This window comes from Enterobacter sp. E14S, assembly GCF_055666685.1.
The window spans coordinates 1-23,922 of sequence record NZ_JBVODQ010000011.1; the positions used below are offsets into that span (position 1 = coordinate 1).

Consider the following 23,922-nt stretch of genomic DNA (forward strand, 5'->3'; position numbering starts at 1 on the left):
CGTCAGTCGCAGCAACAACCAGGATCGCGCCGTCCATCTGCGCAGCACCGGTGATCATGTTTTTAACATAGTCGGCGTGGCCTGGGCAGTCTACGTGTGCGTAGTGGCGAGTCGGGGTGTCGTACTCAACGTGAGAGGTGTTGATGGTGATACCACGAGCTTTTTCTTCTGGTGCGTTATCGATCTGGTCGAATGCACGAGCAGAACCACCGTAGGTTTTTGCCAGAACGGTAGTGATTGCAGCGGTCAGCGTTGTTTTACCATGGTCAACGTGGCCGATAGTACCGACGTTAACGTGCGGTTTTGTACGTTCAAACTTTTCTTTAGACATCGATTGTCCCTCTAAGACACGGATAAATCGGTGATATCACCACATCAACCAAGCGAAATGCCTGAATTGTTGAATACAGTAAAATTGAAACAGAGAGAAACGGGAAGGAGAAGTGAAGTGGTGCTGATACCCAGAGTCGAACTGGGGACCTCACCCTTACCAAGGGTGCGCTCTACCAACTGAGCCATATCAGCACGTATTGGAGCGGGCAGCGGGAATCGAACCCGCATCATCAGCTTGGAAGGCTGAGGTAATAGCCATTATACGATGCCCGCATCCTGAAACTCGGCTACCCAGTTCTTTCTGTAACAAAAAAAGAGATTTCTCTCTTTTTCAGTTTGAGCTGGCTAATTTTTCCAACCAGCTCCGGCGGCATTTACGCTGCCAGAAAGTGGTGGTGGGGGAAGGATTCGAACCTTCGAAGTCTGTGACGGCAGATTTACAGTCTGCTCCCTTTGGCCGCTCGGGAACCCCACCGGACTTGATGGTGCCGACTACCGGAATCGAACTGGTGACCTACTGATTACAAGTCAGTTGCTCTACCTACTGAGCTAAGTCGGCATCAAGTAGCGCGCATTCTATGGATACCTGCGCGGTCATGCAACTAAAAATTTGCATAAAACGTTCTTTCGCTCACATTTTATGCGAAGAGCGTGTCGGACGCTGTAAAAGTAGTCATTTGAGGTCAAATATTCAACATATCATCGTGATTTGCACCGTATTCACCGTAGCGTGACGGCTTCCGCGTAACGCAGCGCTTTCCATCTTTTTTCTTATTATTCCCGTCATCTGGTGTTAACCTCCTGCCCATTGTCCAAAATTAACTGTGTGATGAGCCATAATCCGGCAGTGTGATGCTGGCTCACTGAAGCATGCTTATGAGCAAAAAAGAGCAAACGTTAATGACGCCTTATCTTCACTTTAACCGCAGCCAGTGGGCTGCCCTGCGTGATTCCGTCCCTATGACGCTGACGGAAGGTGAAATCGCACGGTTAAAAGGGATAAACGAAGATCTGTCCCTGGAAGAGGTGGCAGAAATTTATCTCCCCCTCTCTCGCTTGCTTAACTTCTATATCAGCTCGAACCTGCGTCGTCAGGCCGTGCTGGAGCAGTTTCTCGGGACGAACGGTCAACGCATTCCTTATATCATTAGTATCGCAGGCAGCGTGGCCGTGGGTAAAAGTACCACCGCGCGCGTCCTGCAGGCGCTGTTGAGCCGCTGGCCGGAACACCGCAGCGTGGAGCTGATCACCACCGACGGCTTCCTGCACCCGAACGAGGTGTTAAAAGAACGCGGGCTGATGAAGAAGAAGGGCTTCCCGCTTTCTTACGATATGCACCGTCTGGTGAAATTTGTCTCTGACCTGAAATCCGGCGTGCCGCACGTCACCGCGCCAGTCTATTCGCACCTGATCTACGATCGCATTCCGGGTGGGGATAAAACCGTGGTCCAGCCGGACATCCTGATTCTGGAAGGTCTGAACGTGCTGCAAAGCGGGATGGACTATCCTCACGACCCGCATCACGTATTCGTCTCGGATTTCGTTGATTTCTCTATTTATGTCGATGCGCCGGAAGACCTGCTGCAAAACTGGTACATCAACCGCTTCCTGAAGTTCCGCGAGGGGGCGTTCACTGATCCGGATTCCTATTTCCACCACTATGCTCAGCTTTCTGAAGAAGAAGCGATCGGCGTGGCGACGGGGCTGTGGAATGAGATCAACTACGTGAACCTCAAAGAGAACATCCTGCCGACGCGCGAGCGTGCGAGCCTGATCCTCACCAAGAGCGAGAAGCACGCCGTCGACCAGATTCGCCTGCGGAAATAATCAAGCAGACATAAAAAAAACCGGCTCAGCGCCGGTTTTTTCGTTATACCTGTGGCTTCTCGCCATTTTCATCCTGATCGACCGCGAAGCAGGCAACGAGCTGGCCGCCATAATCCTTCAGCTGCGGCTGGAGCTGGGTGCACGGACCGAAGCGGCGACTGCAGCGGGCGTTGAATGCACATCCCGGAGGCGGATTCAGCGGGCTTGGCAGTTCACCCGTCAGCTTAATACGCTCACGACGATCGTCCGGGTTCAGACGCGGCGTCGCAGACAGCAGCGCCTGGGTATACGGGTGACGAGGGTTATTAAAGATCTGGTCTTTGGTCCCCTTCTCCACGCAGCGCCCCAGGTACATCACCATCACTTCATCGGCAATATGCTCCACCACCGACAGGTCGTGGGAGATGAACACGTAAGAGAGCCCCAGCTCCTGCTGGAGATCCATCATCAGGTTCAGCACCTGCGCACGCACGGATACGTCGAGCGCGGAGACCGGCTCATCGGCAATCACCACGTCCGGATCGAGCATCAGCCCGCGGGCGATAGCGATACGCTGACGCTGGCCGCCGGAGAACATGTGCGGATAGCGATCGTAATGCTCGGTTTTGAGGCCGACTTTCGCCATCATCGCCAGCGCTTTTTCACGGCGCTGCTCCTTGCTCAGATTACTGTTGATCAGCAGCGGCTCTTCCAGAATCTGCCCGACTTTTTTACGCGGGTTCAAAGAACCATACGGGTTCTGGAACACAATCTGGATTTTCTGGCGACGCAGCTTCTGCGCCTGCGGATCGTGCTTGAGCAGATCCTGCCCCTGATAATAGAGCTCCCCGCCGGTCGGCACTTCAATCATCGTCAGCAGACGGCCCAGCGTGGATTTGCCGCAGCCTGACTCTCCCACCACCGCCAGCGTTTTACCGCGCTCGAGGTTAAAGGAAACGCCGTCCAGCGCTTTCACCAGGCGTTCAGGGGCAAACAGCCCCTTCTTCACCGGGTAGTATTTTTTCAGATCGATGGCCTGCAACAGCGGTTGTTGCGTGGTGGCCTGTTGCGTACTCATAGTGTTGGCCTCCCGGCATCATCGAGTGGGTAGTGGCATTTCGACTGACGGCCGTCAGCAAGCTGGTTCAACTCAGGCTCTTCTGCCCGGCATTTGTCCGTTGCATACGGGCAGCGCGGATTGAGCAGACAGCCCTGCGGACGGTCATATTTACCGGGTACCACACCCGGCAGCGATGCCAGACGCGCTTTGTCCTGAGCAAACTCCGGCAGCGCGCGTAAAAGCGCCTGGGTATACGGATGACGCGGCGCGCGGAATATATCGTGTGAATTCCCGGTCTCGACCACCTGGCCGGCGTACATCACGATGATTTTGTGCGCGGCTTCGGCCACCAGCGCCAAATCGTGCGTAATCAGCACCAGCGCCATATTCTCTTTCTGCTGCAGCTCCAGCAGCAGCTCGATGATTTGCGCCTGAATGGTCACATCCAGCGCCGTCGTCGGTTCATCCGCAATCAGCAGTTTTGGTCGACAGGCAATCGCCATCGCGATCATCACGCGCTGGCTCATCCCACCGGAGAGCTGGTGCGGGTAAACGTCCAGACGTGATGCCGGGTCAGGAATACCCACCTGGTTCAGCAGGTCGATCGCGCGCTGACGACGGGTTTTCTTATTCCCGCCCTGATGCACCTTAATCGCTTCCATAATCTGGAAACCAACGGTGTAGCAAGGGTTTAGGCTGGTCATGGGATCCTGGAAAATCATCGCCACTTCGGCGCCCACCAGCTGGCGGCGCTGTTTTTCAGAAATGCGCTTCAGATCCTGACCGTTGAACTGCAGGTTTTCCGCCATCACGCGGCCCGGGTAATCAATCAGCCCCATGATCGCCAGTGAGCTCACTGACTTACCGGAACCGGACTCCCCGACAATGCCAACCACTTCGCCCTGATTTACGCTGTAGCTGATGCGGTCCACGGCGCGAAACGGGGTGCCTTCGTCGCCGAAGTGCACCGATAATTTATCTACATTTAATAACGCCATCTCGTGCCTCTTACTGCTTCAGTTTGGGATCAAGCGCATCACGCAGACCATCACCCATCAGGTTAAATGCCAGCACCGTCAGCAGGATTGCCAGACCCGGGAAGGTGACAACCCACCAGGCGCTTTGTGCGAACTGCAACACGTCGGAGAGCATGGTGCCCCACTCCGGTGTTGGCGGCTGCGCACCCATGCCCAGGAAGCCAAGAGCGGCCATATCAAGAATGGCGTTAGAGAAACCGAGCGACGCCTGAACAATCAGCGGCGCAAGGCAGTTAGGGAAGATATTCACGAACATCTGGCGCATCGCACCGGCACCCGCCACGCGAGAGGCCGTGACGTAATCGCGGTTCACTTCCACCAGCACCGCCGCACGGGTTAAACGCACGTAGTGAGGGAGCGCCACGAAGGTCAACGCCAGCGCGGCGTTACCAATCGACGGGCCGAAGATCGCCACCAGCACCAGCGCCAGCAGCAGGCTTGGCAGCGCCAGCATGATATCGACGATACGCATGATGATGTTATCAACGATACCGCCGAAGTAACCGGCAACCAGGCCAAGTACAACGCCCATGATCAGCGACAGCACAACAACAAGACAGCCGACCAGCAGCGACAGGCGCGCGCCGTACATCAGACGCGACAGCACGTCGCGGCCCACGTCATCGGTACCCAGCAGGTGCGCCAGGCTGCCGCCGTCCTGCCACGCAGGCGGCGCGAGCAGCGCATCGCGGAACTGGTCCGCCGGGTTATACGGTGCGAGGAAGTTCGCAAATACCGCAATCAGGATCATGATTACGACATACACCAGCCCTACCACCGCGCCTTTATTGCGCTTGAAGTAGTGCCAGAATTCCTGCAGCGGCGTCATAGGAACCGGTGCAGCGACCACTTTATTTTGAGTGACTTGTGACATGATGGTCCCTTACTTCTTATGACGAATACGCGGGTTCACCACGCCGTACAGCAAATCGACCAGCAGGTTGACGAGGATAATCATCGTCGCGACCAGCAGTACACCGCCCTGCACAACCGGATAGTCACGGCGTTGCAGCGCGTCAATCAGCCAGCGTCCAAGGCCCGGCCAGGAGAAGATGGTTTCGGTCAGGATCGCCCCCGCCAGCAACGTCCCCACCTGGAGGCCGATAACGGTCACCACCGGCAGCATGGCATTACGCAGCGCATGAACGATGATGACGCGCATACGCGTCAGGCCCTTTGCGCGCGCGGTGCGGATATAATCCTCACCCAGCACTTCCAGCATCGATGAACGGGTCATTCGCACGATCACCGCCAGAGGAATGGTACCCAGCACCATGGCAGGCAGGATCATGTGCGCCACGGCATCAATGAAGTTGCCCTCTTCGCCCCAGATAGCCGTATCAATCAGCATAAAGCCGGTGAGCGGGTTGGAGTCATCCAGGAAGACCATATCACTGACGCGCCCGGAGACCGGCGTCAGGTTAAGCTGCACCGATACCAGCATGATCAGCATCATGCCCCACCAGAAGATAGGCATGGAGTAGCCGGTCAGCGCCAGGCCCACGGCGGTATGGTCAAAAATAGAGCCACGCTTGACGGCAGCCAGTACCCCGACAGGAATACCCACCGCAGTGGCGAAAATCATGGCGCAGACGCCAAGCTCCAGCGTCGCTTTAAAACGCGGCACGAACTCGTCCCACACCGGAAGGCGGCTTTTCAGCGAAATCCCTAAATCACCGTGCAATACGCCCCAGATATAGTGGAGGTACTGCTGCCACATCGGCTTATCGAGACCGAGTTCCGCCAGCAGCTGTGCATGGCGCTCAGGGGAAATACCACGCTCGCCCGCCATAATCATTACCGGGTCGCCGGGGATCATATGGACGAAGGCAAAAGTGAGAAGGGTGATACCGATAAACGTGGGGATAACAAGTCCCAGACGTCGGAGGATGAACTGCAACATAACCCGGATTCTCTCTGATGACGCACGACCAGTGGCGTGACGTCTGTATTGCTCACAAATGTAAATTCCCTCTCCCAGCGGGAGAGAGTTAGGGTGAGGGGATGCATGCACGCCCCTCACCCCTGCCCTCTCCATAGGGAGAGGGAGAACACCCTACTTATTATTCAACAGATACGTTTTCGAAGTGGTGTTTACCCAGTGGATCTACCACGTAGCCTTTCACTTCTTTACGCACTGGCTCGTACACGGTGGAGTGAGCAACAATCAGCGCCGGAGCCTGATCGTGCATAACAACCTGAGCCTGCTTGTACAGCTCAATACGTTTGTTGTGATCGTCGGTCGCACGCGCCGGCTGGATCAGGTCTTCAAACGGCTTGTAGCACCAGCGAGAGTAGTTAGAACCGTCTTTCGCCGCCGCGCAGCTGAACAGGGTGGCGAAGAAGTTGTCCGGATCCCCGTTGTCACCGGTCCAGCCCATCATTACCGCCTGGTGCTCACCCGCTTTGGCGCGCTTCAGGTACTCGCCCCACTCGTAGGTCACAATCTTGGCCTGAACGCCAACCTTAGCCCAGTCAGCCTGAACCATTTCCGCCATACGGCGTGCGTTCGGGTTGTAAGGACGCTGTACCGGCATCGCCCACAGCTCAACGGTAAAGCCTTTATCCTGGCCCGCTTCTTTCAGCAGCGCTTTCGCTTTCTCAGGATCGTAGGTGTAGTCTTTAACGTCGTCGTTATAGCCCCACATGGTTGGTGGGATCAGGTTTTTGGCAGCAACGCCAGCGCCCTGGTAAACCGCCTTGATAATCGCTTCTTTGTTCACCGCGTAGGTCAGCGCCTGACGCACTTTCACGTCATCAAACGGTTTCTTCTCGGTGTTGAAGGAGAGATAGCCCACGTTCAGGCCAGCCTGCTCCAGCAGGTTGATGTTCTTGTCCTGCTTCATGCGGGCGATATCAGCCGGGTTCGGGTACGGCATCACCTGGCATTCGTTTTTCTGCAGTTTTGCATAACGCACTGACGCATCAGGCGTGATGGAGAAGACCAGACGGTCGATCTGCGGCTTGGTGCCCCAATAGCCTTCGAACGCTTTATACAGAATGCGGGAGTCTTTCTGGTACTGCAGCAGCTGGAATGGACCGGTACCGATTGGGTTCAGGTCAACTTTCTCCGGCGTACCGGCTTTCAGCATGTTGTCCGCGTACTCTTTGGACAGAATTGAGGCGAAGTCCATGGCCAGGTCAGCCAGGAATGGCGCTTCCGGACGCGTCAGCACGAACTGAACCGTTTTATCGTCCACTTTTTTCACTTCAGCAATCAGGTCAGGCAGACCCATCCCTTCGAAGTATTCATAGCTGCCGCCAGACACTTTGTGGTACGGGTTCTGAGCGTTTTTCTGACGGTCAAAGGAGAACACAACGTCGTCGGCGTTAAAGTCGCGCGTTGGTTTGAATTCTTTGCTGTCCTGCCACTTCACGCCCTGGCGAAGGTGGAAGGTATAGGTTTTACCGTCTTCGCTGACGTCCCACTTCTCGGCCAGACCCGGAATCACTTCCGTGGTACCGGTTTTGAATTCAACCAGACGGTTATAGATCGGTACAGAGCTTGCGTCGTAAGTCGTACCAGAGGTAAAGAGCTGTGGGTTAAAGCCTTCCGGCGAGCCTTCAGAACAGTAAACCAGGGTTTTTGCCTGTACGCTTGCTGCCACGGTCATAGCCACCAGGCTCAGACCAAGCTTCAGCATCCCTGACTTCTTCAAGGAAATACTCATTATTCTGCTCCAATGTGATGTTTTGCTTTGTTGTGTTACGCCGCCAGACCTTTATTTATTTTTTACCCGGTCCGGTCGGTGATGCCCGAAGGCTTTAAAGGGATGGAGAATCCTTTCAGAAGAGCGTTTGAGTTGCAGCGCAGATCGTCCCTGAAATGCCCCTCATGCCCTACAATCTGTCAACAGAATGTGAAAACGTCAATACAGGTGACGGGGATTTACGCTGAGTGTGAGAAACCGCAAACAAAGATTAAAAAAACTATGCATGCCAGTTTTCAGCAGGGAAATTTATGCTACTCGCTATCTTGCAGCACAAGTCTCTTCATATTTCGCAACAATCAGTGATTAACTTTTATTCAGAATGGGTAAATTTTCTTGCAGAATGGTGATTATCTGAGCACTAAATACCGCGAACGTTAAAACGCACAGCGAAAAATGCTGAGGTTATCCATAAGCAACGCGAAAAAAGATCAATCTATATATAAAAAAATACAATGGATTATGTCACAAAATCGTTAACAGGCAGGGAGAAGCAGGCCTAAGGGGCGTTTTGGATACTCTGACGGGATAAGATCATAATGCAAAAAGGGCTAACCTTGCGGTTAGCCCTTTTCAGAATGTGGTCGGCGAGAGAGGATTCGAACCTCCGACCCACTGGTCCCAAACCAGTTGCGCTACCAAGCTGCGCTACTCGCCGAATGCGGAGCGCATCTTACTGCTGAGGTGCGCCCCCGTCAATCCCTTATTTTCAAAAAGCCATTCAACTGGCGATATTCTCGCCAGGGCAGCTACTGCGCGGCTTTTACGCTGTTATCAGGGAGTTTACACCAGTTGTTGTTTTCGTTAATCCCACCGTTCGGTGAGGTATAGCCGAGACAACCCATAATGGTGTCGTACAGCTCAACGTGACGACGCGGCACCTTCATCTCCGCCTCTTTTTTCAGCTGAGCAAACATCTTCGCCTTCTCCGGATTTTCAAGATACTTATCCGACATCCACATGATCATCGGCACGCGGAACTGCTCCGGCGGTGCCAGCTTGCGCGGCGTACCGTGCAGGTGCTCTTTCTCGTTGATGGATTCTCCGTGGTCTGCCGCGTAAATCACAATCGCTTTTTTATCGCGCAGCTGGTCGATCACTCGGCTCAGGAAGGTATCCACGTACAGCACCGAGTTGTCGTAGGCGTTGATCAGCTCCTGCTTGCTGCAGTCTTTATTAATGCCCACGCACTCGGGCTGCCACTTCGCAAAATCACGGGTGTAGCGCTGGTAGTAGCTGTAATGCGACCCTTTTGTATGCAGAATAACCAGATGCTTGCCCTGCGGATGGTTCTTGAGGGATTGCGACATCTCTTCCAGCAGCAGCATGTCGTCGACGTTTTTACCGCGGTTACGCGGCTCGGCGCCAATCTGCTCACGGTACGCGATGTTATCTGCAAGGGTATTGGTGTAGAACCACATCTCACTTTGCATAGCGAACAGGTCTGAGCTAAATCCAAGCTGCTTCAGCACGGCAAACACGTTCTGCTCTTTCAGCGTGCGTTGCGGATTATCGCTTGCACCGCCTTCACGCACAAACATACAGCGCAGCGAAAGCTTCGTTGCGGTATCGCAGGAGTAGCCACGGTAAGCCACCAGGTTTTTCTCCTGCGCCAGCTTTGGCGTGGTATCCCGGTTATAGCCGAGAATACCCATATGATCCCAGCGCGTCGTTTCGCCGATGACGAAGACGACGTACGTATCATCAATCCCGTCGGCTGGCGGCTGGTAGGTGAATTTTTTCGTTGGATTGATCAGCGATTTCACATCACTGGATTCGTCCGCCTGCGCCCAGGCATACAAACCTAACGCTGACAGCCAGTTAGACGGCAAATACGAGTTTGCCACCACGCCGCCATAGCTTGGCATATCCACGCCCGTCGCTTTTTCGACGCGTTTTTGCTGCGTTTCCATCAGGCGGATTGGCGCCCATACCAGCAGTCCGGCCAGCAGGACAACGACGATATTGCGGATCCGCTGTCCACGGGTGCGCAGCTGGCGTAGCAGCGTATAGCGGCACGTATTGTTCCAGATAAAGAACAGCGGTATCAGACAGGTTAAAACTGTCCAGACGATAAAGCCTTTCCCTACCACCTCTTTCGAGAGATCGATATCCGTGGTCATCACCGAGGCCACGATACCGTACCCAATGACCACGTTCATAAAGGTCATGTAATAGCTTGCGGCGGCGGAAATAATCACCACCAGCGAGGCCAAAATTTGCCAGGTACGTCGGCCAAAAAGGGACAGCAGGCGTAAGAGGAAGAAGGTAGCGAGGACGGAGCCGAACACTTCAATGGCGGCAAAAATACCATTACTCACGGTAAGGTGTTCAAAATAACCTTCCACTCTTCTGAACAGTACCGCGCCATTCAGAAATAATCCGATATAGACAGCCAGCATCAGACACAATCTTTGCTGGGTAAGAGACCTAATGTATTTCATGCAAACAACCCTGGGGGAAGGGGTATAAAAACCCGACGAATCTCAAAGAGAAAGCGGACAGAGTAAGTAAATGCGTAAGGAAGCGTTATTAGAAACGTCTACAAGCGCGATAAGTAGACCACAGCGGGAGAGAAAAGTGGCAGCAGAGAGTGTGATCGGTATAAATTTTTACAAAATATCGAGACGGGAAGCGTCTCGCACAAAGAAAAAAGAGGCCACAGAGGCCTCTTTCATACAGCTTACGCGTGCGCTTCTTTGAATACTTCACGCTGCGGCTGGCGAATCGTGGTCGAGAGCGCCAGCGAGATAATCAGCAAGGCAAATATGACGCAGAAGGTCACGTAGAACCCGCCGAACAGAGAGGCAATCAGCGAGCCGCAGATGCTGCCGATCCCGAAGCCCAGATAGATAACGCCGTAGTTTTTCGCCAGATTGTTCAGGCCAAAGAACTCGCTCACCAGTGACGGGAAGACGGTAATAGTGCCGCCGAAGTTAAAGGCCACGCAGGCAATCGCCGCAAAGAAGGTGGCTTCATTCAGCGGAGCGAACAGCAGCGCCGCCATACCGACCAGCGAAACCACCTGCCCAATCGTAATCACACGGATGCGGGCAATTTTGTCAGACAGAATACCGAGCACCAGACGACCGGAGAGGTTGGCAATGGAGATGACCGTCACCGCATTCGCCGCCGTGGCCGCATCCAGCTTCACCATCCCCTGTGCGATATCCTTCGCCACGCCGATGACATACAGTCCGCTCATGCAGGCCGTCAGGAACATCACCGCCAGCATCCAGTACTGCGGTTTACGCATGGACTGCGCGAGGGTGAAGTCGTTCTCCACCACGCCGTTAACGGATTTGACCTCCTGCTGCGGCGCATCGGTCATCAGCGTGGCGCCGAACAGAATCATCACCAGCACGATTGCGCCCCAGATCATAAAGGTGTTTTCGAGGCCAACGGACGCCAGCAGATGGGAGTCGATAAATTTGAACCCGAGGCTGCCCAGGCCATAAGAGCCGATGGCGAACGCGGAGATTAAGCCTTTACGCTCCGGGAACCACTTCACGCAGTTCGACAGGGTCAGCAGGTAACCTGCGCCATCGGCCAGACCCACCAGCACGCCGGCGCTCAGCCACAGCATCATCAGGTTGCTGGAATGCGCCGTCAGGAAAAAGCCCAAACCCAGCAGAATGCCGGACGCCATGGTCACACGCTTCACGCCAAAACGCTCCTGCAGCTTGCCCGCGACGGAAGACGAAATCGCCAGCCCCAGGCTCAGCAGACCAAAGGAGAACGCAACCTGGCTGACCGGTGCGCCGAGTTTGTCGGAAAGCGCGCTGTTAAACAGGCTCCAGGTATAGACCGACCCCAGCGCAAACTGGGTGACGATGGTGCCAAAAAGCGTGAGCCAGCGCGTGCGGTTATAAGTTGATGTGTTCATGGCAGTTGTCCTGCAAGAGAAATTAAGGAAGTTCGCTGAGGACAACGATAAACAAAACCTTAATACGCCTGGGGTAAAACGGCATGAAATGCAGGCGGAACGGAATGAAATGCCTGGAATCGGGAATGAATGGCCTGGCCCGGGAATAAAGCGACAGCGTGTTAGTATTCGCTATCGCTGTAAAGCCCGTGGTTATTGTATTCTAGATGTTATCGTAACGTTTAAAAAAGTAACAACTCTAGAAATTTGCGCTAACGCCGAGGGTGTATAAAAACTCCTCACCGGTGGTGGTGTGCTCCCCCTGAGCCAGCGACGCATAGGCCGCGACGTGCGTATTAAAAGGAATATCCGTTCCCACGGTGACGTCCATCCAGCTACCGTTTTGGGCAGGGGCTGGCGTTTGCGGCATGCCAAACTGCGATTTCCACTGGTTTTCACCAAACTGCTGATTATAGCTAATCTGCGCCCAGGGACGAAGATCGCCGTACTGGGTATTCACGCGCCACCCCAGCGTGCTGACGCTGGCATGCCAGAGCGGGTCGGTGATTGCCTGCGTCGACGCGCTATCACCAAACTCGTTGATCATCATGGGAGCCGTGCCGTCGTATCGCCACGCCACCACCGGGCCGGTGGTGATACGCGTTGAAACCGGAAAATTCCAGCCCACGCTCATTGCCCCCTCCATCATGCTGCCAGACGGTACATTCAGGGCAAGACCCGGCGCGTTTTGCGAAGACTGAATACGCTCAGCCAGAATATCCTCATAACGCGGTTGGTGATCCGCGTCCCATGTATAGCGTTCCGCCGTATTATTTTGGGCGTCTGAAACGATATATTCCTGTTGCCAGGCAGACGCTGTATTACAAAAAAACAGGCAGGCCGAAATCCCCACCAGGCCAGAAGCAGCATGGCGACCACTGATTTTTTTTATCATCATCAACGCGACCCCAGAGAGAGCCGAATTCGGCGATATTTGTCGTTATTCAGGAAGAGCTTATAACCCTTGTATTAACTATTGTCTTTATAGTAAACACGTCAAGCCAGTCAGAATGAAATTTTGCGAAATCAGTATCAATAAGGGAGATGACGGATGGAACGTTGCGGTTGGGTGAGCCAGGATCAGCTTTATATCGACTATCACGATCGGGAATGGGGCGTGCCGGAAACGGATGGCAACAAACTCTTTGAGATGATCTGCCTGGAGGGCCAGCAGGCGGGGTTGTCATGGATTACGGTACTGAAGAAACGCGAAAACTACCGCAACGCCTTCCATCAGTTCGATCCTGTCGCCGTCGCCGCGATGACCGATGAAGATGTGGAACGACTGGTGCAGGACGCCGGTATCATCCGTCATCGCGGTAAGATCCAGGCCATCATCGGTAACGCACGCGCTTACCTGGCGATGGAACAAAACGGCGAATCATTTTCAGATTTTGTCTGGACGTTTGTGAACAACGATCCGCAGGTCACACAGGCCGCCTCGCTCGCGGAAATCCCGGCCTCCACCCCGGCCTCGGATGCGCTCTCGAAAGCCCTGAAAAAACGCGGCTTTAAGTTTGTCGGCTCCACCATCTGCTACGCCTTTATGCAGGCCTGCGGCCTGGTCAACGACCACGTTACCGGCTGCTTCTGTCATCCGGGAGGCCATCATGATCCGCAAATGGCAAAGTGAGAATACCGCGCCGCTTTTGAGCCTGTGGCTTGAAAGCACCACGAAGCGCATCCGTTTATTGAACCGGGTTACTGGAAAGAGAACGAGGCCATGGTGCGGGACGTTTACCTGCCGTCGGCGGAAACCTGGGTCTGGGAACAGGATGGCGAGCCATACGGATTTATCAGCGTGATGCAGTCTCAGTTTGTCGGCGCGCTGTTTGTCGCACCGTCATGCATCGGGAAAGGCATCGGGCGCGCGCTGCTGAACCATGTTCAACAGCGCTTCCCGCATTTAACGCTGGAGGTATATCAGAAAAATGTGCGGGCGGTGAATTTCTACCATGCTCAGGGCTTTCGCATTGAGGACAGCGCCTGGCAGGATGACACTCAGCACCCGACGTGGATCATGAGCTGGCAGGCGGATCAAACGCCGTTAAGGTAAGCTCGGGTCCCTGATATTTTTCTACCCAGGCCAGCGCCGTGTTCCCTGCGCAGCCATTCCCCAGCTTCGAGCTGGGGAGATCTTTGGTCAGCACGTTAACCGCCCCGTTTTTACAGATCCCTCCCTCGGAAGGCTCAAGGTCGGGCCATGCGCCCTGATGAATGCAGATCACGCCCGGTTTAATCCCGTCGCTCACCACTGCCCCTGCCAGCACCTGCCCGCGCGAGTTCCAGACGCGCACCACGTCGCCGTCCGCAATCCCCCGGGCTTTCGCATCAAGGGAATTCAGCGTGACCGGCTCTCGCCCGGCGACCGCATACTGCTCGCGCAGAGACGTATAGTTAAGCTGGCTGTGCAGACGGTGCGCGGGATGCGCAGACAACACCTGCAGCTGTTCCGGCTGGGCGTTGCCGTGCCACTCGTCCGGCTCGAGCCACATAGGGTGTGGCGGGCAGTCAGCATAGCCAAAGCTGGCGATGCGCTCACTATAGATCACGATCTTTCCGCTCTCGGTTTTCAGCGGGTGGTTCTCGGGGTCGCGGCGGAAATCGGCAAAACGGACAAACTTCGCGTTCTGTTCGCTCTCCGGCATCTCGACGATCTGGTTCGCTTCCCAGAATTCGGCAAATGGCGGAAGCGTCACGCCCTGCGCCTCGCCGCGCTGGCCGGCAATCTGGTAGAAGGTTTCCAGCCATTGCAGATCGCTTTTCCCCTCGGTAAAACGCTCGCGACCGCCCGTTTCCCACAGCTCGCTCAGTTCAGCAAACACGTCAAAATCATCACGCGCTTCGTCTCGCGGGGCCACTACGCGCTTCATCGGGACCATATGCTGGTTGCTGTAGTCGCCGGTCATAGTGAGATCGTTACGCTCAAACGAGGTGGTCGCAGGCAGCACAATATCTGCATGCTTAGCCGAGCCGGTCCAGAAGCACTCGGAAATCACCACCAGCTCCGGCTTTTGCCAGGCGCGGATCAGGCGGTTGGTATCCTGATGGTGCGTGAAGTTCGACCCGCCCGCCCACCAGACAAATTTAATGTCCGGGAAGTGGCGGTCCAGACCGTTGTGCTGATAAAAACCGCCGGGGTTTTCCAGAGCTTCAACGATCCGCGCCACCGGGATCTTATCCACGGCATCCACGCCACCCTGCACCGAGCCTTGCAGTGACGCCAGCACCGCCGCTTTACGCGTCGGGTTACCGCCGTTTGCAAAGTGATAGGAGAGACCAAAACCCCCGCCCGGCGTGCCGATCTGCCCAAGCATTGCGGCAAGGGTGACCAGCATCCAGTGTTTTTGCTCACCAAACTGCTGGCGCTGCATTCCCCAGCCGGACATTAACATGGTGGTATTTTTATGGAACAACGCCGCCAGTTCGCGGATTTTTTCCGCAGGTACGCCGCAAATTTCTGCCGCCCACTCTGCCGTTTTCGCCACCCCATCGGATTGACCCGTCAGGTAGTCGGCGAATTTATCGAAGCCGGTGGTACAGCGCGTCAGGAATTCAACATCGTGCCAGCCGTTTTCAACCAGCGTATGGGCGATCCCCAGCATCATCGCCACGTCGGTGCCCATATGCGGGGCAATCCACTCGGCGCTTTCGCCGAAGAAATCCATGGTTTCAGAGCGCATCGGGTCAATGCAGATGATGCGCTTGCCGCTTTTGCGCAGCGCGTCGAAATACCCAATCCCCTGCTCGTCGCTGGCATTCCAGGCAATTTTCAGCGTATTGAGCGGGTTGGCGCTCCAGAGCACCACCACGTCGGTATGCGCCAGCACCAGCGGCCAGCTGGTCTGCTGCTGGTACACTTCGTTCCCGCCCACGACGTAGGGCATGATCGCCTGCGCCGCGCCGGTGGAGTAATCCCCCAGATGACCGGTATAGCCTCCCGCCAGGCTCATATAGCGCTGCAGCAGCGTCGAGGCCTTGTGCAGCACGCCGTTAGAACGCCAGCCGTACGACCCGGCGAAAATGGACGACGGACCGTAACTGTCGCGAATGCGCTTATGCTGGGCGTGGATCAGCGCCAGCGCGTCATCCCAGCTCACGCGGACAAACTCATCCTGACCGCGAATACCCTGAGGCTTGTCCGGCGAGGCCAGAAAACCTTTACGCACCATCGGCCAGCGCACGCGCGTTTTGCTGTGCACCTGATCGCGAACGACGGTCTGTAACGAGTTGGGATGTTGGGTTGGCAGTGCCCCGCGGGACGACAGAACATTTTCGCCATCGGTTTCGACCAGCATCGGCCCCCAGTGGGCGGCGGTCAGAATGGTTTTCGTTGAGGTGCTCAAGCGTGCGCTCCTGGTTGCGTGCAGGTTTACGGCCTTCTTTCTGAGGCAGTTTATGGTTTGTCACAAATTTCAGAGTTATACCCGGAATTTTCTCCGTATCTGGACGTCATAATCAACTGCCACGCTCGCCGTGGCAAAGAATAAAAAGGATTAAGGAAAGAAGATGAAAAAACGCGTACTCGTTATTGCCGCTCTGGTGAGCGGTGCACTGGCTGTTTCTGGCTGCACAACTAACCCTTACACCGGTGAGCGTGAAGCGGGTAAATCCGGCATTGGCGCGGGTATCGGCTCGCTGGTCGGCGCAGGCGTTGGGGCGCTCTCCTCCTCCAAGAAAGACCGCGGTAAAGGCGCGCTGATTGGCGCAGCGGCGGGCGCGGCACTGGGTGGCGGCGTCGGTTATTACATGGACGTGCAGGAAGCGAAGCTGCGCGACAAAATGAAGGGAACCGGCGTGAGCGTGACGCGCAGCGGCGATAACATCATCCTGAATATGCCGAACAACGTGACCTTCGACAGCAGCAGCGCAACGCTGAAACCAGCAGGCGCAAACACCCTGACTGGCGTGGCGATGGTGCTGAAAGAGTACAACAAGACCGCCGTTAACGTGATTGGCTATACCGACAGTACCGGCAGCCAGGATCTGAACATGCGACTGTCTCAGCAGCGCGCCGATTCCGTGGCCAGCTCGCTGATTACCCAGGGCGTTGAAGCCAACCGCATCCGCACCAGCGGCATGGGCCCTGCCAACCCTATCGCCAGCAACAGCACGGCGGAAGGCAAAGCGCAGAACCGCCGCGTTGAGATTACGTTAAGCCCAATTCAGTAGGTAAAAGCAAAACGGCAACGCTCGTTGCCGTTTTAGTGGTTGCACCCTCTCCCGTGGGAGAGGGGTGGAATGAGGGCACCAGACCGCACCCTCCGGTAAGCGCAGCGCCACCGGGCAAATTACTTGATTCGTCTGATTTTCCCGCTAAGGTATTCTCACTAAATTCAGGGAAATCAGCGATGAGCAAACCAGCCCGAGCCACCATCAGCGACGTGGCGAAAGCCGCTAAAACCGGTAAAACCAGCATTTCGCGCTACCTTAACGGCGAGAAACACCTGCTGTCCGACGCATTGCTGGCGCGTATTGAACAGGCCATTGCCGATCTCGACTACCGTCCCAGCCTCATGGCGCGCGGGCTCAAACGCGGCCGCACCCGCCTTATAGGGCTTATCATCGCCGATATCACCAACCCCTATTCCGTTAACGTCCTCAGCGGTATTGAAGCCGCCTGTCGCGAGAAGGGGTTCACGCCGCTGGTCTGTAATACCAACAACGAAGTCGACCAGGAGCTGCATTACCTCGATCTGCTGCGCAGCTATCAGGTCGAAGGGATTGTGGTGAACGCGGTGGGCATGCGGGAAGAGGGTTTAAACCGCCTGCAGCAGTCCTCCCTGCCCATGGTTCTCATCGACCGTAAAATCCCGGAATTTGCCTGCGATGTGGTCGGTCTGGATAACACCCAGGCAGCCACTACAGCCACCGAACATCTGATCGAACAGGGCTTCGAGGCCATTCTGTTTCTGAGTGAACCGTTAGGGATGGTCAATACCCGTCGCGAGCGCCTGAGCGCATTTCGCACCACGCTGGAGCGATATCCCGGCGTGATCGCCGAAAATGCCGAAACGCCGCTTCACGAAGCCGACCAGCTCGACAACACCCTGCGCCAGTTCCACACGCGCCATCGCGGGATGCGCAAAGCCGTTATCTCCGCCAACGGGGCGCTGACGCTTCAGGTCGCCCGCTCGCTCAAGCGCATTGGCCTGCACTGGGGCAGCGATATCGGTCTGCTGGGGTTTGATGAACTGGAGTGGGCGGAGCTGGCGGGCGTCGGCATTACGACACTCAAACAGCCCACCTGGCAGATTGGCTATGCTGCTGTTGAACAAGTGGTTCGTCGCATTGAAGGCACCAGCGATGCCGTTCGCGAGCAGGTCTTCTCCGGCGAGCTGATCGTTCGCGGCTCCACCGCGCGTTAATTTTCCCTTGTGATACCGATCATAAATTCGACATCCTGACCTTTTCTTTGGAACCGGTTCCATATAGCGTAATAGTATTGATATGTTGCGATGGAGTCCGAAGATGGGCAGGAAAATTATGGTGGTCACCGCCGCGTACGGTGCGGAACAGGTGCGACAGGCGGGCGGCCAGCGGGCGATGCTGCCCGTGATTGCAGGCGCAGGGGCAGACGGCGTGGAGATCCGCCGGGAACTGTTCAGCAGCGAAGAGCTGCTGGCGCTGCCTGCGCTGGGAGAATCCATTGAGCTGCTCGGCCTGCTGGCGTGCTACTCCGCCCCCGCCGCCCTGTTTATGCCCGACGGCACCCTCAACCCGGACCTGACACGCTATCTCTCTGAGGCCAGCACCCTGAACGCCCTGTGGCTGAAGGTTTCCCTGGGCCATTTCCGCAACGCGCAGCCTCTCGACGGCCTGCGTACCCTGCTGAACGCAAGCGGCATGGCGCTGGTCGTGGAGAACGATCAGACCGACTGCGGTCAGCTCGCGCCCATGCAGCGCTTCCAGGCCGTCTGTCGGGAAATGGCGCTCCCCGTCACGCTGACCTTCGACATGGGCAACTGGCTGTGGGTTGGCGATTCGCCCGAAGAGGCCGCGCGTCATCTGGCCCCTGCGGTGAGCTATATCCACGTTAAAGCCGCCGTGCCGCATAAAGACAACTTCCGCGCAGTAGCACCGGACCACGCCGATGCGCGCTGGCTGGATCTGCTCGGCCAGCTGCCTGCCGATGCCCCGCGCGGTATCGAGTTCCCGCTGGAAGGGACGGATTTAACCGCCGTTACCCGCCATTACGTCAACCTGCTGCGCGAGGAGTAAATCATGCACAAGACGCTGGATGTCATCACGATCGGCGAAGCCATGGCGATGTTTGTCGCCACTGAAACGGGCGAACTGAGCGCGGTAGAGCACTTTATCAAACGCGTGGCAGGCGCAGAGCTGAACGTCGCGACCGGCCTGGCGCGCCTTGGCCTGAACGTCGGCTGGGTCAGCCGCGTGGGGGACGACAGCTTTGGCCATTTCGTCCTCGACTCGCTGAAAAAAGAGGGTATTGATGCCGCAGGCGTTACCCTTGATGGACGCTTCCCTACCGGCTTTCAGCTTAAATCTAAGGTCGAAAATGGAACCGATCCCATCGTGGAGTATTTCCGTAAGGGATCGGCCGCCAGCCACCTCTCTGTCGCGGATTTCCACGCCGACTATTTCGCCTCCGCGCGCCACCTTCACCTGAGCGGCGTGGCGGCAGCGCTGTCTGCCAGCTCGTATGAACTCCTGGATCATGCAGCAGCCACTCTCAAAGCCCAGGGAAAAACGATCTCTTTCGATCCGAACCTGCGCCCGGTGCTGTGGAAAAGCGAAGCGGAAATGGTCGAGAAGCTCAACCGTCTTGCGTTCAGAGCGGACTGGGTTCTGCCGGGCCTGAAAGAAGGGATGATCCTGACGGGTGAAAATACGCCGGAAGGCATTGCCGATTTCTACCTGAATAAAGGGGTAAAAGCGGTGGTGCTGAAGACCGGCGCCGATGGCGCATGGTTTAAGACGGCCGACGGCCAACAGGGCGCGGTCGCGGCGGTCAAGGTTGAGAACGTGGTCGACACCGTCGGCGCGGGCGACGGTTTTGCCGTGGGCGTGATTAGCGCCCTGCTGGAAGGCAAAACGCTGCAGCAGGCCGTCGCGCGGGGCAACAAGATTGGCTCGCTGGCCATTCAGGTGCAGGGCGACAGCGAAGGATTACCCACGCGAGCAGAGCTCGGCGTTTAAATACCCTCTCCCACAGGGAGAGGGCCCAAATAATTAAGCCACCGTGTACCCTACAGACAACGGCGGTAACAACCTCAACAACAGAGGCAAGCCTATGAACAGTTCGACCAATGCAGTAAAACGCTGGTGGTACATCATGCCAATCGTGTTTATCACGTACAGCCTGGCGTACCTTGACCGTGCCAACTTCAGCTTCGCGTCCGCGGCGGGGATCACAGAGGACCTTGGCATCACCAAAGGTATCTCCTCCCTGCTGGGTGCCCTTTTCTTCCTGGGCTACTTCTTCTTCCAGATCCCTGGCGCGATTTATGCGGAACGCCGCAGCGTGCGTAAGCTTATTTTCGTCTGCCTGATCCTGTGGGGCGCCTGCGCGTCACTGACCGGCGTGGTGAACAATATTCCTGCCCTGGCCGCCATTCGCTTTATCCTCGGCGTCGTTGAGGCGGCGGTCATGCCGGCGATGCTGATCTACATCAGCAACTGGTTTACCAAATCTGAACGCTCGCGCGCGAATACCTTCCTGATCCTCGGTAACCCGGTCACGGTACTGTGGATGTCGGTGGTGTCTGGCTACCTGATCCAGTCCTTCGGCTGGCGCGAGATGTTTATTATCGAAGGGGTGCCGGCAGTGATCTGGGCATTCTGCTGGTGGGTGCTGGTAAAAGATAAACCTGCCCAGGCGAAATGGCTTTCCGAAGACGAAAAAGCGGCGCTGCAGGCGCAGCTGGATAAAGAACAGCAAGGTCTGAAGGCGGTACGCAACTACGGTGAAGCCTTCCGCTCGCGTAACGTGATCCTGCTCTGCGCGCAGTACTTTACCTGGAGCATTGGCGTGTACGGCTTTGTGCTGTGGCTGCCGTCGATTATCCGCAGCGGCGGCGAGAACCTCGGCATGGTAGAAGTGGGCTGGCTCTCTTCCGTACCGTACCTGGCCGCGACCATCGCCATGATCGTCGTCTCCTGGGCGTCGGACAAGCTGCAGAACCGAAAATTGTTTGTCTGGCCGCTGCTGCTGATCGCTGCTTTTGCCTTTATCGGCTCGTGGGCAGTGGGTGCAAATCACTTCTGGGCCTCTTATACCCTGCTGGTGGTCGCCGGTGCAGCCATGTATGCCCCGTATGGTCCATTCTTTGCCATCATCCCGGAAATGCTGCCGCGTAACGTGGCGGGTGGCGCGATGGCGCTGATTAACAGCATGGGTGCGCTGGGGTCGTTCTGCGGCTCATGGTTCGTCGGCTACCTGAACGGTGCCACCGGCAGCCCGTCCGCATCGTACATCTTTATGGGGGTGGCGCTTTTCGCCTCCGTGTGGCTTACTCTGATTGTTAAGCCTGCTAATAATCAACAACACCCTGTCGGCGCACGCCACGCCTGAATCCTTAAAAATCAACGGAGATTAGCATGAAGCCGTCCGTCATTTTATACAAAGCACTGCCGGAAGATCTGCAGAAACGCCTTGAAGAACACTTCACCGTCACGCAGGTGAGGAACCTGAGCCCGGAAACCGTGGCGCAGCACGCCGAAGCGTTCGCCAGCGCCGAAGGCCTGCTGGGTTCAAGCGAGAAAGTGGATGTCGCCCTGCTGGAGAAAATGCCGAAGCTTCGTGCTACCTCTACCGTTTCCGTGGGTTACGACAATTTCGATGTGGATGCCCTTAACGCCCGCAAGATCCTGCTGATGCATACGCCACATGCCCTGACGGAAACCGTGGCCGATACGCTGATGGCGCTGGTACTCACCACGGCACGTCGCGTGGTGGAAGTAGCCGAGCGCGTCAAAGCGGGCGAATGGACAAAAAGCATTGGACCGGACTGGTTCGGCGTGGACGTTAACGGCAAAACACTGGGCATTGTTGGCATGGGGCGTATCGGGCTGGCACTGGCGCAGCGCGCGCATTTTGGTTTTAACATGCCGATTCTGTATAACGCGCGTCGCCATCACAGTGAAGCCGAAGAACGCTTCAACGCCCGTTACTGCGAGCTGGATACCCTGCTGGAGGAAGCCGACTTTGTTTGTCTGGTTCTGCCGCTGACGGACGAAACGCGTCATCTGATTGGCAAATCCGCATTTGAAAAAATGAAGAAATCCGCCATTTTCATCAACGCGGGTCGCGGCCCGGTGGTGGATGAGAAGGCGCTGATTGAAGCTCTGCAGAACGGTGAGATCCATGCCGCAGGTCTGGACGTGTTTGAACAGGAGCCGCTGCCGGTTGATTCCCCGCTGCTGGCAATGCCAAACGTCGTCGCCCTGCCCCACATCGGCTCAGCCACCCATGAGACGCGCTACAACATGGCGGCCACTGCGGTCGATAACCTTATCGCCGCCCTAAGCGGAAAGGTGGAGATAAACTGCGTGAACCCGCAGGTGCAACGATAGAAACGAAAAAACCCGCCAGAAGGCGGGTTTTTGAATTTTGTGCTACTGGGTTGGAAGCTTACAGGCTTACAACGTTACCAGCTGCTGGGCCTTTAGCGCCGCTTTCGATGGTGAAGGAAACTTTCTGACCTTCATCCAGAGATTTGTAGCCATCGTTCTGGATAGCAGAGAAGTGTACGAACACGTCTTTAGAGCCATCGTCAGGAGTGATGAAGCCGAAACCTTTATCAGCGTTGAACCATTTTACCAGACCAGTCATTTTAGCAGACATAGAAATTACCTTATTAACAAATATATTGAGCCTTCCGGCTTGATGGATTGCGTTACAGATTTTTAAGCGATGAAGGAAGGGTCACAACGAAGGGTATCTATGGATAACAATCTGGACTGCTTTACTAAACTGCTTTAGGTCTGTGTAACAAACCGACGGGGATAGTTATACCGATGTGGTAGAAGAATGACAAGCGTTATTTTCGATAAGCATAAAAAAAACCCCGCCAGGCGCGGGTTTTTCGGTTTATTCTGTGGCCGTGACGGCGGCACTCCAGGCCTGGCTAAAGGCTGATGCTGGGAGGCCAGCGGCCCAATCAGCGTATTGTACTGGCTTGCCTGCTGCGAGGTCGGGAACTGAATGCCGTTGGCAACAAAGCTCACCTGAGTATCCTGCTGGGCAATAAAGTCGCCCACCTGAACCAGCTGCTGCGTGAAGATTTGCGCGGCCGGAATCAGCGGTTGCAGCGCTTCAGACGGTTTCGTCACCACTTTCTCATACACTTTGTCGAAGACAGGTTTGAGATCGTCGCCCTGCTTCAGCGCAGAACGTGAAGCGTCAGCCTGCATTTTCGCATTCTGCAACTGCTGGCTCAGTACGCCAAGCGCACCGTTGGACTGGCGAAGCGGTTCACGCTGCGTCATATAATCCTGCGGAACGCGAATGGCGTTCACGCTATCCACTACCGGGCGGATACCGGAATCCATCGCCTGGCTCACCTGCTGTGAATAACCATAAAGAATGGCGTAATCGGACACGAAGGGGCCAAACTGTTTTTTCTGATCCGCAGTCAGCGTCGGCAACCGCTCGCCGCTGCGCATCACTGTATTCTGCAGAAAATCGATAAACGCTTTGCGCTGATCGCCTTCTTTATCAAAACACCCACTCAGGCTAACAACCATCAACAACGCCGCAATAGGCGCAAACCAGCGAGAGCAGGACTTTCCTGTCGCCATTTTATTACTCCTTTCACCCAAAAAAGCGCACACCGGCACACGCGTGCCCGACGCTGACAAGGATAGTCCAGGTCAGCCTTGCAAGATACTCTTTTCATGCAAAACGGCTATTGCCGATTTATTTCTTACCATTTACAAAAAAATACCTGCCGAAGCCGACATATGACTAATCAGGTAATTAGCATAACTATCCATATCGCTGAATCGGGTAAAGCGATCGTTATCGCACGATTAATCACACCCGTGACGATCCTGGGTTCGTATTAGGGACTATTCTTAACTGGC

The 23,922-nt window shown here is 55.8% G+C and carries 19 protein-coding genes, 5 tRNA genes and 2 pseudogenes; 9 read left to right on the top strand and 17 right to left on the bottom strand.

Features of this window, described 5'->3' with window-relative positions:
* The 5 genes from ACZ6J2_RS18335 to ACZ6J2_RS18355 all read right to left on the bottom strand — a co-directional run.
* The coding region (locus ACZ6J2_RS18335; protein ID WP_227647507.1) for a GTP-binding protein at positions 1 to 331 on the bottom strand (331 nt) is incomplete at its 3' end.
* Positions 332 to 449: 118 nt separating this feature from the next.
* A tRNA-Thr gene (locus ACZ6J2_RS18340) sits at positions 450 to 525 on the bottom strand.
* Positions 526 to 531: 6 nt separating this feature from the next.
* Positions 532 to 606 (bottom strand) — tRNA-Gly (locus ACZ6J2_RS18345).
* A gap of 117 nt (positions 607 to 723) precedes the next feature.
* Positions 724 to 808, bottom strand: a tRNA-Tyr gene (locus ACZ6J2_RS18350).
* Positions 809 to 816: 8 nt separating this feature from the next.
* A tRNA-Thr gene (locus ACZ6J2_RS18355) sits at positions 817 to 892 on the bottom strand.
* A gap of 317 nt (positions 893 to 1,209) precedes the next feature.
* Here ACZ6J2_RS18355 and coaA point away from each other — a divergent pair.
* The gene (coaA, locus tag ACZ6J2_RS18360; RefSeq protein ID WP_032668002.1) at positions 1,210 to 2,160 is read left to right on the top strand and encodes a type I pantothenate kinase; all 951 of its coding nucleotides are present in this window, start codon (positions 1,210 to 1,212) and stop codon (positions 2,158 to 2,160) included.
* 43 nt (positions 2,161 to 2,203) lie between these two features.
* On the opposite strand, the gene dppF is transcribed toward coaA, so the two are convergent.
* The 9 genes from dppF to ACZ6J2_RS18405 all read right to left on the bottom strand — a co-directional run bounded on the left by dppF (position 2,204) and on the right by ACZ6J2_RS18405 (position 12,769).
* Positions 2,204 to 3,217, bottom strand: a complete 1,014-nt coding sequence (gene dppF / locus ACZ6J2_RS18365; RefSeq protein ID WP_471726390.1) for a dipeptide ABC transporter ATP-binding subunit DppF — start codon at positions 3,215 to 3,217, stop codon at positions 2,204 to 2,206.
* Positions 3,214 to 4,197, bottom strand: coding sequence for a dipeptide ABC transporter ATP-binding protein (gene dppD / locus ACZ6J2_RS18370; protein ID WP_008502772.1), 984 nt, complete (start codon positions 4,195 to 4,197; stop codon positions 3,214 to 3,216). Before dppD ends, dppF begins: the two co-directional genes overlap by 4 nt.
* A gap of 10 nt (positions 4,198 to 4,207) precedes the next feature.
* The gene (gene dppC, locus ACZ6J2_RS18375; protein ID WP_023309963.1) at positions 4,208 to 5,110 is read right to left on the bottom strand and encodes a dipeptide ABC transporter permease DppC; all 903 of its coding nucleotides are present in this window, start codon (positions 5,108 to 5,110) and stop codon (positions 4,208 to 4,210) included.
* 9 nt (positions 5,111 to 5,119) lie between these two features.
* On the bottom strand, positions 5,120 to 6,139 hold the full coding sequence (gene dppB, locus ACZ6J2_RS18380) for a dipeptide ABC transporter permease DppB (RefSeq protein WP_023334097.1): 1,020 nt from the start codon (positions 6,137 to 6,139) through the stop codon (positions 5,120 to 5,122).
* Between the two features lie 160 nt (positions 6,140 to 6,299).
* Complete coding sequence (gene dppA, locus ACZ6J2_RS18385; protein WP_033146993.1) at positions 6,300 to 7,907, bottom strand: dipeptide ABC transporter periplasmic-binding protein DppA; 1,608 nt, start codon at positions 7,905 to 7,907, stop codon at positions 6,300 to 6,302.
* A 620-nt stretch (positions 7,908 to 8,527) separates the two neighbouring features.
* A tRNA-Pro gene (locus tag ACZ6J2_RS18390) sits at positions 8,528 to 8,604 on the bottom strand.
* Between the two features lie 91 nt (positions 8,605 to 8,695).
* On the bottom strand, positions 8,696 to 10,390 hold the full coding sequence (gene eptB, locus ACZ6J2_RS18395) for a kdo(2)-lipid A phosphoethanolamine 7''-transferase (protein ID WP_039261186.1): 1,695 nt from the start codon (positions 10,388 to 10,390) through the stop codon (positions 8,696 to 8,698).
* A 239-nt stretch (positions 10,391 to 10,629) separates the two neighbouring features.
* The gene (locus ACZ6J2_RS18400) at positions 10,630 to 11,832 is read right to left on the bottom strand and encodes an L-lactate MFS transporter (RefSeq protein WP_033146995.1); all 1,203 of its coding nucleotides are present in this window, start codon (positions 11,830 to 11,832) and stop codon (positions 10,630 to 10,632) included.
* 238 nt (positions 11,833 to 12,070) lie between these two features.
* Positions 12,071 to 12,769 carry an autotransporter domain-containing protein gene (locus ACZ6J2_RS18405; protein ID WP_471726391.1) on the bottom strand — a complete coding sequence of 233 codons (699 nt, stop codon included), beginning with the start codon at positions 12,767 to 12,769 and terminating at the stop codon, positions 12,071 to 12,073.
* Positions 12,770 to 12,922: 153 nt separating this feature from the next.
* On the opposite strand from ACZ6J2_RS18405, the gene tag reads away from it, so the two are divergent.
* Positions 12,923 to 13,504 carry a DNA-3-methyladenine glycosylase I gene (gene tag / locus ACZ6J2_RS18410; protein ID WP_471726392.1) on the top strand — a complete coding sequence of 194 codons (582 nt, stop codon included), beginning with the start codon at positions 12,923 to 12,925 and terminating at the stop codon, positions 13,502 to 13,504.
* Positions 13,482 to 13,927 (top strand): annotated as a pseudogene (locus ACZ6J2_RS18415) (N-acetyltransferase). Before tag ends, ACZ6J2_RS18415 begins: the two are co-directional and overlap by 23 nt.
* On the opposite strand, the gene ACZ6J2_RS18420 reads toward ACZ6J2_RS18415, so the two are convergent.
* Positions 13,890 to 16,169, bottom strand: a complete 2,280-nt coding sequence (locus tag ACZ6J2_RS18420) for a molybdopterin guanine dinucleotide-containing S/N-oxide reductase (protein ID WP_471726436.1) — start codon at positions 16,167 to 16,169, stop codon at positions 13,890 to 13,892. The pseudogene ACZ6J2_RS18415 and the gene ACZ6J2_RS18420 sit on opposite strands and share 38 nt — an antisense overlap.
* A gap of 211 nt (positions 16,170 to 16,380) precedes the next feature.
* Between ACZ6J2_RS18420 and ACZ6J2_RS18425 the strand changes: the two genes are divergently transcribed.
* From ACZ6J2_RS18425 to ghrB, 6 genes are all read left to right on the top strand, one after another.
* Positions 16,381 to 17,043, top strand: coding sequence for an OmpA family lipoprotein (locus tag ACZ6J2_RS18425; protein WP_008502762.1), 663 nt, complete (start codon positions 16,381 to 16,383; stop codon positions 17,041 to 17,043).
* Positions 17,044 to 17,222: 179 nt separating this feature from the next.
* Positions 17,223 to 18,239, top strand: coding sequence for a LacI family DNA-binding transcriptional regulator (locus tag ACZ6J2_RS18430; RefSeq protein WP_023309954.1), 1,017 nt, complete (start codon positions 17,223 to 17,225; stop codon positions 18,237 to 18,239).
* A gap of 103 nt (positions 18,240 to 18,342) precedes the next feature.
* Positions 18,343 to 19,092 carry a sugar phosphate isomerase/epimerase family protein gene (locus ACZ6J2_RS18435; RefSeq protein WP_471726393.1) on the top strand — a complete coding sequence of 250 codons (750 nt, stop codon included), beginning with the start codon at positions 18,343 to 18,345 and terminating at the stop codon, positions 19,090 to 19,092.
* A 3-nt stretch (positions 19,093 to 19,095) separates the two neighbouring features.
* Positions 19,096 to 20,034: a sugar kinase gene (locus tag ACZ6J2_RS18440; RefSeq protein WP_471726394.1), complete on the top strand. Its 939-nt coding sequence runs from the start codon at positions 19,096 to 19,098 to the stop codon at positions 20,032 to 20,034.
* A 94-nt stretch (positions 20,035 to 20,128) separates the two neighbouring features.
* On the top strand, positions 20,129 to 21,409 hold the full coding sequence (locus tag ACZ6J2_RS18445; protein WP_023309951.1) for an MFS transporter: 1,281 nt from the start codon (positions 20,129 to 20,131) through the stop codon (positions 21,407 to 21,409).
* A 26-nt stretch (positions 21,410 to 21,435) separates the two neighbouring features.
* Positions 21,436 to 22,410 carry a glyoxylate/hydroxypyruvate reductase GhrB gene (ghrB, locus tag ACZ6J2_RS18450; RefSeq protein WP_063439009.1) on the top strand — a complete coding sequence of 325 codons (975 nt, stop codon included), beginning with the start codon at positions 21,436 to 21,438 and terminating at the stop codon, positions 22,408 to 22,410.
* Between the two features lie 58 nt (positions 22,411 to 22,468).
* Here the strand turns inward: ghrB and cspE are convergent, their stop codons facing one another.
* Together cspE and ACZ6J2_RS18460 are read right to left on the bottom strand one after the other, a co-directional pair.
* Complete coding sequence (gene cspE, locus ACZ6J2_RS18455; RefSeq protein ID WP_003860775.1) at positions 22,469 to 22,681, bottom strand: transcription antiterminator/RNA stability regulator CspE; 213 nt, start codon at positions 22,679 to 22,681, stop codon at positions 22,469 to 22,471.
* A 246-nt stretch (positions 22,682 to 22,927) separates the two neighbouring features.
* Positions 22,928 to 23,637: pseudogene (locus ACZ6J2_RS18460) on the bottom strand (DUF3053 domain-containing protein).
* Positions 23,638 to 23,922 lie beyond the last annotated feature (285 nt).